Origin of the sequence: Micromonospora sp. CPCC 205739 (assembly GCF_036906795.1) — a bacterium.
GTDB lineage: Bacteria > Actinomycetota > Actinomycetes > Mycobacteriales > Micromonosporaceae > Micromonospora.
On record NZ_JBAKHS010000011.1, the window covers coordinates 229,404 to 240,556 of the forward strand.

The window sequence follows — 11,153 nt, forward strand, 5'->3', positions numbered from 1 at the left end:
TCCCTCACTTCTCGCGGGCCTCGCCGCGCCGCAGCATGTCCTTGACCACCTCGAGCGGGTCGATGCTGTCCGGCTCCACCTTGATCTGCGACAGGCTGGGCCAGGTGAGCTCGCCGTTCTTGGCGTACGCGATCTTGCCGAGGGTCAGGCGGATCTCCGGGCCGATCTGCGCGCTCACCGAGCCGACCTGGTAAGTCCAGGTGTGCTCGAGCACCCCCCACGCCGCGTAGAGGTCCGCGACGAGGTCGACCGCGGCGGAGGCGGTGAGGCGGCCGGTCGCGTACGCCTCGGCGCTGAAGCTGAATCCGCCGGAGTCGTAGTCGGCGTCGACCTTGATCCCGCCCTCGCCGGAGATGCGCAGCTTCGGGGTGATGTCGATGCCGCCCTTCGCCCCGACCGCGCCGAGCGCGACCTCGAGGCCGATGTACGCGCCGAAAGTGCCGTAGAGCTCCCCGTACGCCGGCATGGCGAGCGCGCCGGTGAGTTTCGCCTTGACCTGCGGGTCGTCCTCGAGCGGGTAGAGCTCGCCCTTGAAGACGACGCCCTTGAGGATGACCGGGCCGACGCCGTAGCCCAGGCCGAGGGACCCGCGGATCTCGCCGTACGCCGTCACCGCGGGAACGGGCGTCGGGATGCTGAACTTCACCCCGAGGCCCTTGCTGATCGGGATCTTGCCGCCCTCGGGCGAGGGCCACACCTTGGTCAGCGCGATGTCCCCGACCGCGACCTCGCCGCTGACCTTGACCCGCTGGTCCTTGGTCACTTCGACGCCGAGGACCGGACGCAGGTCCTTGGTGACCTGGTAGCCGATCGTCCCCTTGCCCCAGTAGCGGCCCTCCTCGTCGAAGGTCAGTGACAGCGAGCCCTCGGCCTTTTCGGTCTTGACCTTGATCGTCGCCGAGCCGGAGAAGCGGCCCTCCTCGTCCTCGGCCTTGCGGGAATAGCCGACGTGCATGGTCGAGGAGATGCTCTTCCAGAGGATCGCCGCGTCGCCCTCGAGCCACATGCCGCGGTCGGTGAAGCGGCCGCTCAGTTTGACGCTGTCGACCAGCGGCAGCGGCTTGGGTACGACGACCGAGCCGTGGTAGCTCAGGCCCTGCCCGTCCCAGCGCGCCCCCAGGTGCAGCGCGGTGCCGCGCACCTGGGTGTCGATGCCGCCCGAGGCGTACGGGTCGAACTTCCCGCCGGTCATGGCGAAGCCGATCTCGACGTTCGCCGTGGACCGGGGGATCGACGACGACGTCGCCGTGATCTTGCCGGACCAGCCCGTCTCCGAGTTCCAGGCCACCACCCCCGCGGCCGCGGTGACGCCGGGGATCTTGCCGCCCGGGGTGAGCGTGCCCGTGGCGACCAGCGCGCCCCCGGCCATCGTCACCGTGAGGTCGCCGAGCATGACCGGCTTCGCGGCCGGCCCGATGGAGAAGCTCAGCTGGCCGTCGGGCACCAGCTCGGGGGAGAGTTGCAGCGCCAGTTGCCCGCCGGTGAAGCGGAACGCCCCGGGCAGCGGCGAGACCAGCTTCTCCGCCGGGATCGGCGCCACGAGCCGTAGTTCGTCCTTGCTGTAGAGGACGTTGAGGGTGCCCAGGAACGGAACGGAGGACTTGATGGTGCCCTCGCCGGTCAGGTTGCCCTGCTCGTCAAGGGCGACCTTGGTGAGCGTGCCGGGGCTGAGGTACGGGTAGTAGAAAGCGATCTTGGTGTTCTTCTCCTTGTCGATCTTGAGGACCCTGGCCTCCCCGGGCGGGGAGGCGGCCGGGTCGGCCTCCGCGGCCGGTTGCGGGGCGGCGGCCGGGGTCCCTGCCGCCGGCGGCGCCAGCTCCGCGGACAGGCGGATCGTCGAGGCCGCCCCCGTCGTGGCCACGGCGCGGCTGTCCAGCTCTCCCTCCACCGTGTCCCGCGTGCTGCTCGCCCCGCCGGCGCCGCGCTTGTACTCGGTCAGCCGCATCCCCGGCACGATGCGCTTCGACATGCCGTCCAGCAGCGTGCTCCCGGTGTCGCGCACGGACACGGTCTCGCCCTGGCCGCCGGCCGAGAGGGCGACCGGCTTGCCCGCGGCCTTGGCCTTCACCGCGTCCGAGCCGGCCACATGCCCTTCGCGCAGGTGGTTCTCGATGACGGAGCTGGGGTCCGGCGTGCCGGCGGGCACCGTCGCCTTGGCTATCTGGATCTGCAGCCTGCGGACGTTCGGCCCGCGCATCGACGGATCGCGGATCTGCTTGACGATCTCGACGAGGCCCTGGTACGTCTGCGCCCCTGCGGCCTGGTTCTTGGTACTGGTGAGCAGTTGCAGGTTCGACGGGATGGACGTGCCGCCCATCTGCTTCTCGACGATGTGGTCGATGTCGCACTTGGCCGCCCTGAGGTCCGTACCCAGTCCTACGACGACCGCCTTGACGGCCGGGTCCGCGAGGCTCTGCTTGACCTTGTCATTCTTGGACGCGATGAACGCCTCGGACACCGCCTTTGTCGTGGGGAACCCGAAGCGCCCCAGCCAGATGGACTTGTAGTCCTCTTTTCCCTCCTTGTACGCCGCGACCGAGCTGCCCTCGATGATCGGCGTGAACACCAGACGGCCTCCGGCTGCGGCGTCGTCGTACGCCACCTGCACCCACGTACCCGCCCCCTTCTCCAGCGGCAGGGTGAAGGAGGTGGCCTTGACGACCAGTTCCGTCGTGCCGAGGCCGTCGGGCACGTCGGTGACCTTTTCCAGGCCGGGCGGCAGGCGCAGGGCCGGGCCCGCCGCGGTCGCGGGCTGGTTGGGCGCCGTCTGCGGGGCGCTGGCGGGGCCCGGTGCGGACGCGGGAGTCGGCGCGGGCACCGGGGGCGGGGGCGCGGCGGTGCTTGTGGCCCGGTGGATCCGCGGTGGCCCCGGTCGACGGGTGACGGTCGGGCGGCGGCCCGCGGCCAGGGCGCGGGCCGCCTCGTCGGCCTCGGCCTCCGCGCGGGCGTCGTCCGGCGCACCCCCCTGCAGTGCGTGCGCGATCTCGTGGGCGAGCAGGCCGCGCCCCTCGGGCGTGTCCGGGCGGTACTCGCCCCGGGCGAAGGTCAGGTGGTTGCCGAAGGAGAACGCGCGGGAGTCGAGGCGCGCGGCGGCGAGGTGCGCCGATTCGCCGTCGTGCACCCGCACGTGCCCCAGGTTCTGCCCGAATCCCCGCTCCATCTCGGTGAGCAGCGGCCCGGGCAGGGGCCGCCCGGGCTGGGCGAGTGCCGACGGTAGCGGCGCCGGGAGGGGCCGTCCGGATCGGGTGAGCGCCGACGGCGCCTGGGTCGACGGCACGAACGAGGAGCGGGGTGCCGAACTTTCCGCCGGGCGGGCGCTGCGGGCGGCCGGCACGCTGGGTCGGCCTTGGAGCGCGGGCCGTACGGCCTGGGAGAGCTGTCTCATCGTGACCCACCCCCGGAGTCGAGCGCCGCTCGGGCGGCGCGCACGATCTGGTCGGCGACGTGGTCGGCGACGTGCTCCGGGCGCCGGGTGATGGTGCCCACGGATCGGGCCCGCTCGACCGGCTCGCCGGGCCACGCCGCCAGGGCCCGCTCGATCGCGGCGGGCAGCGCCTCGGCCAGCCGGCGCGCCTCGATCGCGGAGGCGGCGGTCACCCGGAGCGTGCCGATCCGCACGCGCACGGCCGCCTTCGCCGCCGTCATCGCGCGTCCGCCCACGTCAGCCGCGGCACCGGCAGGTTCTGCTTGCGCAGCTCCTCGGCCAGCTCGGCCTCGATCATCTCCCGGCCCACGGCCGTCCCCGCCTCGACGGCGAGGAACGCGGCGCCCAAGGCCACGTTGCGGATCGAGCCGCCCGTCAACGGCAGGGCGGCCAGCGACGACCAGTCGTGGATCTCGATTGGGGCCGCTGGGGGGAACGCGTGACTCCACAGCCGCAGCCGCTCCGCCTCCGACGGCATCGGAAAGTCGATCACGAACCGGAACCGCCGCAGGAACGCCGGGTCGATGGCGTGGCGCAGGTTCGTGGTGACCACGGTGAAGCCGGAGAACTCCTCGATGCGCTGAAGGAGGTCGCCGACCTCGGCGTTGACGTGCCGGTCGACGGCGTTGCCGACGCCACCACGCGTCCCCCACACGGCGTCGCCCTCGTTCCACACCATGACCGCACCGGAGCGCTCCGCCTGCGCGAAGACGCTGGCGATGTTTTTCGAGGTCTCGCCCACGTACTTGGAGATGATCCGGCTGATGTCGATCGCCATGACCCGCAGGTCCAGCGACGCGGCCAGCACCTCCGCCGCCATCGTCTTGCCGGTGCCGGATGGCCCGGCGAACAGGGCGGCGACCCCCCGACCGCGCCAGCTGCCGCGCCCGCCCATCCGGTCGGCGAACCCCCAGTCGTCGAAGACCCGTGCCGCGTGGCGCACGTGCAGTTCGATGCGCCGCAGGGCGGCCTCGATCTGGGCGGGCAGCACGATGTCGTCCCAGCGGTACGCCGGCTCGACGATCCGTACGCCCGGCAACGGTTCCGGCGTCGCGGCGCGGGCGGCGGCGTGCCACAGCGCCGCCGTGGCGGTTCTCTCGTCCCCGGCAGCCTCGATCTCGGCGGCGGCCAGCGCGGCGGCCGCGTCCACGGCGCCGGGGTCGAGACGGAACTGCGCGGCGACGCGCGTGAGCCCCGCGCCGACGCGGCGGGTCCGTGCGGGTCCGAGTGCGGCCGCCCAGCGGCGGCGCGCCGACGCGGGATCGTCGTGGGCCGGCGGCAGCGTGTGGATCCCGCGGGCCAGGCCGTCCGGCGGCTGCGGGGCGATCAGGAGGACGTGGCCCAGCACCCGGTCGGCGAAGGCGGCCAGCCCGTCTGCGGGCCGGTGAACGCCGGCGTCGTGCAGGATCAGAGCCGCGGCGTCGAGCGCCGCCTCCCGGCTCCACCGCAGTGCGAGGCGCTCGCGCTCCGCCGGGTCCTCGGGGATGTCCGCGACGGCCAGCCTGCAGGGCCGCAGGCCCAACGATCGCAGCGCCCGCCCGAGGTCGTCGATGCGTATGCCGGGGGCCATGACGAGCGGGGGCAGCCCGAGCGGTGTGCGCGCCGCGGCGAGCGAGCGGACGATCGCGGCGGCCAGGGGGTCCGGCTCCGCCGTCGGATCGGGGAGCGACGGCACCGGGCCGATGCGCGCCGCCAGCACGGGATCGACCACCTCGTGGCCGAGCAGCCGGTCGACGAGCGGCGCTGCCAGGGTCAGCCGCGACTCGATCCGTGGCGCCGGAGCGTCGGCGAGCACCATCTCGAACCGCGTCAACGGCCCGGACGCCGCGAGCGCGCCAGGGTCCAGACCGGGTACCGCCCGGCAGGCCAGCCAGAGCGGTACGCCACCGCCGGCCACCCCACCGGTCGCCGCGACGGCGTCGGCGCAGGCGCGGGCGACGACCTCGGAGGTCCCCGCGGCGAAGAGCAGGGCCACCACCGCCAGGTCCGCGCGCGACAGCCCGAAGCCGGCGTGCAGCCGCCGCACCGAAACGTCGGCGTCCTCGCCGTCGAGCCATTCCCACAGTGGAGCGAAGGCGTCCCCGGCGGTGTCGGTGACCCGGTCGCTGTCCGCGTCCGCGGTGGCGACGCCCGTCACCCTGGTCAACGCCGCGAGCGACGCCGCCTCCGCGAGTGCCGGGAAGCCCGGCTCCGGGAACGTCATGGCAGGGTACCCGTCGTCGAGAGCTCGTCGACGGGCAGCGGCGACGCCGGGTCGGCGGCCGGGCGTACTCTCACCACCGCCTTCTGTACCGGGGTGGCCGCGGGGTAGCTGTCCCCGACATCGAGGAACACGGTCGTCACCAGGAAGTACGCGGAGGGACGCAGCGGCGACTGCAGGGCGGACCAGATCTTCGTCGACAGGTCGAGGTCGACCGGGGCCTGCGCGATGGTGATCTGCTCGGGCTGGGTCGTCCGATCGTGGAGCGGCTCGTTCGTGAGAGTGTGGAGCAGTGTGCCGGTCGGTGCCGGCGCCGTGATCGAGTCCAGGATCGACTCGATCTTCAGGCGTGGGACGATGCCGTGGCGGGTGAGGGCGGTGAGCCCCAAGCCGAGGAGCACCTCGCGTTCCAGGTCCGCGCCGGTCACCGACAGCATGTAGTGCATGTCCACGGCTAGCGGCGACGGGCTAACCCGCCGACCGGCCGAGTTGACGTGTGGCTCGTACATGTTCCGCCAGGCGGGGTTGGGCGCGACGTGGTGCAGGAAGAGGTGGATGCCGGCCGGTTCGGGCTGCGGGTTCCCTCCGGGGTTCGTCGGCGTGGCCGCGGGGCGGGGCGGCGGCTCGATCGAGACGCTGGGAGGGGTGAGGCTGCCGTACGCGATCTTGAGGCGTTCCTGCACGATCTGCTGCAGCACGAAAGTCGTGGCGGGGATGGCGAAGTGCGCGGTCATGCCGACCGCCCTCCCGGGCTGGAGCGACCCTCGAGGTACTCGGCCAGGGGCGGGCCAGTCCGCGGCCGAGGAGAGCGCTCACGTCGCGGCGGCGGATGGTCCGCCGCGATCCGTACCTCGATCTGGCCGATCTCGATGACCACCGGCCGCCGGGGCTCGTCGGTCGGGTGCTCGTCCAACGCCGCGGTCACCTCGGCGGCCAGGGTGGACGCTGTCGCGGGGTGTGCCTCGGCCCGGGCCCACAGCGGCGGCTCCCCGGCGTCCTGGCCCTCGGCGGCCGGCGTCGCCGTTCGCTGCCCCTCCATGTCCGCCGGGCCCGCCACCGCCCGGTCGGCGGGCTCGATCGACGGGCCCAGGGAGGATTCCGGACCGGTCGGCCGGATCGCGTCGACGGTCTCGGTGGGCTGGAGCGGAGTCTTCGCCCGGACCGCCTGCCTGATGGTGGGCCCCGCTGGGCTGCTCGTCGTCCCGGCAGCGGGCTGCGGTGGGGTAGCGCCCGCGTCCGCCGCCGTGCCGATGTCCGAGATGGCCGGACCGGTGGGGGCGGGCGGCGCCACCGTCCGGTCCGTCCCTCCCGCGCCGATTTCCGGCGGGTACGCGGGCTGAGCCCGGTCGGGATCGGTCACCGCGTCGGCCGCGGGCCGCGCGGACCCGCGGACCGGTGCGGATACCGGCCCGGCTCCGACGATCTCCTGCACGGGGTCCGGGTGCAGGGTCTGTGTCTCAACGAACTCCTCAAGGTCGGGCCACGCGGGGATCTCGCGCTCGTCCCACACCGGCTCGAACCTTGGCCAGGGTCGGGGAAGGGCGGGGACCACCGACGCGCTGGCCGCGGTGTCATCCGGGTCCCCGGTGTCCTCCGGACCCACCAGTGTGGCGGCCCGGGCGAGCGCGTCGAGGTAACCGGTCATGGCGCCACCGCCTTGAGGTGGCGGCCGGGCGACCTGGGGGAGAGATCGATGAGCCCGACGTACCACCGCCTGCGCTCGGCGGCCAGGCCGAGGATGGCGTCCTCGCTCCAGCCGTAGGCGCGGGCGATGACGTCCACGTCGCGCAGCAGGCCCTCCACGGTCCGGTCGAGGTCGCGGGCCACGAACTCGGCGGGGTCCACGTTCGCGGCAATCGCCCGGGTGCACTCCGCGCAGCTCAGGTCGACCCGGATTGAGCCGGCAGGATCGAGGGCCTCCCATTCCTGCGCGAGGCGGGTCAGGCCCGCCGCATCAAGGCTCGGCGGGTCGCTCTCCAGGCAGGTGCGTGCGGCCAATCGCCGGATGCCGGTGGCGTACGACGACCCGGCCAGCGCCTCCAGGTCCGCCATCATGGGAAGCCGGAACCGCACGGCGGAGTCCCCGACCTTCAGCCGGACCGCTGCCTCCGCCGACGGCCCGGGCAGGGCGCAGATCTCGTCGACCGGCACCACGAACTCGTTGTCGGCGTTGCAGCCCGGGCACCCGACGACGGCCTCGATGGGTCGTCCGACGACAGCCCGGTGCAGTGCGAGCATGCGCTGGTTCCGGACGCCGAGTGCGTCGCGGCGGGTCTTCTCGCCGTACAGGCGGAGCAGCAGTCCCCCGACCCGCGCACCCGCGCGCCGGCTGCAGCCGAGGGGCCACAGCCGCACCAGGTCCCCTGCGCTCGGCCCCGGACTGCGGGCGCTCGGCTCGGTCATGACGCCGGTCACGGCTCGGTGAAGCTGGGCTCGCCGGGCTCGACCACGGCGTAGTCGCGTTCCCAGCCCTCGTTCTCGAGTTTGAGCTTCGCAATGGCCACTGCGTTGGCGTTGGCGTCCAGGTCGGGCAGCGCCTGGTACTCCGACACCCAGCACCGGTAGACGGCGTAGCTCAGTACGACCTGACCGGCCTCGTTGAGCAGGTCGATGATGATGTCCTTGCGGAAGTCGGCCAGCGACACCTCGCCGCCGGGCCGCGAGCCGAAGTTCCAGACCTTGTTGGCCCACTGCTCGAAGTCCTGGTCGTGGGTCACGCCCCGCTCCAGCGTGATCGCGTCGTACTCGGTGCGCCCGGGCGACTTGTACGACGTCGAGGGGTCGCCGCCGCCGCGGTGCTTGACAACCTCGGTGGTGCGCTTGAGCAGCGACACCTTGGAGACGCCGGCGACGTAGCGGCCGTCCCACTTCACCCGGAACTTGAAGTTCTTGTACGGGTCGAGCCGCTGTGCGTTGACCGAGAACTGCCCCATCGTTGGTCTCCCGTCACGCTGTCGGCTGGACGATCTGGCGCAGGGTGATGACGACGAACTCCGCCGGCTTCAGCGGTGCGAAGCCGACCACGATGTTGACGATGCCCTGCTCGATGTCGCCCGGGCTGGTGGTGGACGCGTCGCAGGCGACGAAGTACGCCTCGCGCGCGGAGGTGCCCTTGAACGCGCCCTGCCGGAACAGACCGTGCATGAAGGCGGTACAGCTCACCCGCAGCTGCGACCAGAGGTCCTCGCCGTTGGGCTTGTGAACCGCCCAGCGCAGCGACTCCGACAGCGAGCGCAGGATGTGGTTCGCCGTCCGGCGCACGGGAATGTACTTCCACTGGCTGCCCAGCACGTTGGCGCCCTCCACGGTGCGGGAGCCGAACGCCACGGTCTGGTAGATGGGGAACCGTCGGATCACGTTGAGGCTGATCGGGTTGAGCAGGCCATGCTCCTCGTCGGAGAGTTCCACCGCCGGGCCGTAGACGCCGACGAGCGTGGCGTCGGTGCCGGCCGGCGCCTGCCAGACCCCGACCTGGGAATCCGTCCGCGCGATGACGCCCGCGATCGCGCCGGACGGCGGATGCGACATGATCGCGCCCGGTACGAGTGGGTCGTCCACCCGGACGTTCGGAAACCAGGCGCCGGCGTGGCTCGACGAGAACAGGAACTTCGTCGTCTTCCACGCTTCGGCCGAGCCGACATCGACGGTGTCCGGTGGCGGATCGACGAGGAGGAAGGCGAACTTCTTGGCGCACACCCGGTTCGCTTCCGCGTACACCGTCGCCACGTTCTCGTGGTGCGGGTCCGTCGGTTTGGCCGCCGACGGACGAACGAGGTCCGGAAGGCACAGCAGGTTGAAGAACGGGTCGGACTTCTCGAGCCTGGCGATCGCCTTCTCGAACGCCACCGAGTCGGGTTGGCCGTGTGCATCTCCGTCGAGGCCGTTCTGCGGGGCGGTGATTTGCGACGAGCCGTACTTCTGGCCGAGCTGGTAGCGGGAGGGGTTGGCGAGGGTTTCGGGCGGAGTCGCGGTGCCGATGTATTCCTTGCTGAACGACTTGCCGCTGCTGGGGTCCTTGATGGTGACCGTAGCGTCGTGGATTCGCTGCGAGCCGACCACCCCGGCAGGCGGCGTCAGCTTGAGCCGCATCAGGGTGCCGCCCTCGAACACCGCCCCCTCGACCACCGCCCCGCCCAGCTTCGCCGCCTGGCCCGGATCGTCGCGGATGGCCTTGTTCAGGGCCGCGACCAGCCGGGTCACGAGCTCGAGCGGAGTGGTCGGCTTGATGGTGTCCTTGTCGAACACGGTCACTGCGAGGTCGGTGATGGAGTTGGTGCTGTCGTCGGCCCCGTTGGCGTCGCGTCGGGTCACCGACATGCGAAGCTTGACGTCCTCGCCGAAGGTGCCTCCCGTAGGCTTCAATATCTTGTAGATCGATCCGGTGGCCTGTGGCCCGTCGGCGTCGGTGCCGTCGAGGGTCAGTTTGACCAGCTTGGACCCGGTCGTCGGATCGTTGACCACGGCGTCGGCCGTGCGCGTGTTACCTGCGGCGGTCGTCAGGTTGGAGAAGCGCTCCGCCCGTCCGGTAAGGGCGTCGATGATGGTGAGATTGAAGCGCTTCTTGTCGTGGTTCGTCGAGAACGGGTTCGCCCCGATGTCGAAGGGGTCCACCTCGACGAAGATCAAGCTACTGGCGGCACCGGAACTGAGCGCGGTGAGCGTGATCGACTTCTCGCTCCCCGTAGCGTCGCGCAGTAGCGCGGACTCCGCCGGCTTGGCGTTCTTCGCCGGTAGGCGCAGCACGAAGGCTTGGCCGCCGCCATTGGCGAAGAAGTGCAGCACCGAGTACGACAGCGAGCTCTTGGCGTACAGACCGCCGAAGTTCCGCTCGAAGTCCCCGTAGTTGAGGCAGCGGATCGGCCGGTTGTCGATGCCGGAGCGGGTCGGCCCGACGAACAGGGCGATCGAGGTGGCGGCCCCGGCGACGGACCGCGCACCGGAAGGCTGCTCCTTGGTGTAAACGCCGGGATAGGTAGGCATCAGCATGGTGGACCGCCTCCTAGCGGGCGCAGTGCCCGTATTGCGACGCTGATCCGGTAACAGTGTCCCTGTGGGTTCTGTCGAGCGGCGATTGGTGTTGCCGGGCAGGGTGAAAAGCGTCTGCGGGAGAAAAGGCGTCAACAGTCCCGCATCAAGGGCGTTCGGGTGCTCGGTGAACGTGGGTGAAGAGATGCAGCACCACTGCTCGTGATTCTTGTCGAGCCGTGGCAACGCTGCCAAGCAGATGATCTACAGCTTTCTGGCTATTTGCCGACAAACGATCGGCCGGTCAGTCCCACCAGAATCGCCAGGTCGAGGCCGAACCCGGGAGCATGTCAATCGACTTCCGACGGAGCTGCGGGTTAGTACTCCAGCGTCACTCGACTTCGACGTTGGGCGTGGCGCGGGCATGAAGACGGGCACCGAGGTTGCTCATCGATGAACCATTTCCATCCTGCGTACTGGTTCGCCCACGGGCGGCAGCTGCACACCGCTCATTACCGCGGGCCGGCGGAATTCGCCGGGAAACGGGTGGTTGTCGTGGGGGGG

The 11,153-nt window shown here is 71.5% G+C and carries 8 protein-coding genes; all 8 read right to left on the reverse strand.

What is annotated here, in order from left to right; genetic code table 11:
- Nucleotides 1-4: 4 nt before the first annotated feature.
- From V6U88_RS18750 to V6U88_RS18785, 8 genes are read right to left on the reverse strand one after another with little or no spacing between them, the layout of a single operon-like run.
- Entirely contained in the window at nucleotides 5-3,385 is a 3,381-nt protein-coding gene (locus tag V6U88_RS18750; RefSeq protein WP_334454691.1) for an eCIS core domain-containing protein, read from the reverse strand.
- Nucleotides 3,382-3,645 (reverse strand): hypothetical protein, encoded by a 264-nt coding sequence (locus V6U88_RS18755; protein ID WP_334454693.1) that lies wholly within the window; start codon nucleotides 3,643-3,645, stop codon nucleotides 3,382-3,384. Before V6U88_RS18755 ends, V6U88_RS18750 begins: the two co-directional genes overlap by 4 nt.
- A complete protein-coding gene (locus V6U88_RS18760; RefSeq protein WP_334454694.1) occupies nucleotides 3,642-5,627 on the reverse strand; it encodes an ATP-binding protein in 1,986 nt (661 codons plus the stop codon). Before V6U88_RS18760 ends, V6U88_RS18755 begins: the two co-directional genes overlap by 4 nt.
- A complete protein-coding gene (locus V6U88_RS18765) occupies nucleotides 5,624-6,358 on the reverse strand; it encodes a Pvc16 family protein (protein ID WP_334454696.1) in 735 nt (244 codons plus the stop codon). Before V6U88_RS18765 ends, V6U88_RS18760 begins: the two co-directional genes overlap by 4 nt.
- A complete protein-coding gene (locus tag V6U88_RS18770) occupies nucleotides 6,355-7,269 on the reverse strand; it encodes a hypothetical protein (protein WP_334454697.1) in 915 nt (304 codons plus the stop codon). The genes V6U88_RS18765 and V6U88_RS18770 overlap by 4 nt, the downstream gene beginning before the upstream one ends.
- Complete coding sequence (locus V6U88_RS18775) at nucleotides 7,266-7,979, reverse strand: hypothetical protein (protein ID WP_334454698.1); 714 nt, start codon at nucleotides 7,977-7,979, stop codon at nucleotides 7,266-7,268. Before V6U88_RS18775 ends, V6U88_RS18770 begins: the two co-directional genes overlap by 4 nt.
- Before the next feature lie 56 nt (nucleotides 7,980-8,035).
- Nucleotides 8,036-8,557 carry a phage tail protein gene (locus V6U88_RS18780; protein WP_334454699.1) on the reverse strand — a complete coding sequence of 174 codons (522 nt, stop codon included), beginning with the start codon at nucleotides 8,555-8,557 and terminating at the stop codon, nucleotides 8,036-8,038.
- Nucleotides 8,558-8,570: 13 nt separating this feature from the next.
- Nucleotides 8,571-10,610, reverse strand: coding sequence for a phage tail sheath family protein (locus V6U88_RS18785; protein WP_334454701.1), 2,040 nt, complete (start codon nucleotides 10,608-10,610; stop codon nucleotides 8,571-8,573).
- Nucleotides 10,611-11,153: the final 543 nt, after the last annotated feature.

Excerpts from the sequence above, each read along its gene's own strand:
- V6U88_RS18750 (WP_334454691.1), bottom strand. The coding sequence starts at position 3,385 with ATGAGACAGCTCTCCCAGGCCGTACGGCCCGCGCTCCAAGGCCGACCC.
- V6U88_RS18755 (WP_334454693.1), bottom strand. The coding sequence starts at position 3,645 with ATGACGGCGGCGAAGGCGGCCGTGCGCGTGCGGATCGGCACGCTCCGG.
- V6U88_RS18760 (WP_334454694.1), bottom strand. The coding sequence starts at position 5,627 with ATGACGTTCCCGGAGCCGGGCTTCCCGGCACTCGCGGAGGCGGCGTCG.
- V6U88_RS18765 (WP_334454696.1), bottom strand. The coding sequence starts at position 6,358 with ATGACCGCGCACTTCGCCATCCCCGCCACGACTTTCGTGCTGCAGCAG.
- V6U88_RS18770 (WP_334454697.1), bottom strand. The coding sequence starts at position 7,269 with ATGACCGGTTACCTCGACGCGCTCGCCCGGGCCGCCACACTGGTGGGT.
- V6U88_RS18780 (WP_334454699.1), bottom strand. The coding sequence starts at position 8,557 with ATGGGGCAGTTCTCGGTCAACGCACAGCGGCTCGACCCGTACAAGAAC.
- V6U88_RS18785 (WP_334454701.1), bottom strand. The coding sequence starts at position 10,610 with ATGCTGATGCCTACCTATCCCGGCGTTTACACCAAGGAGCAGCCTTCC.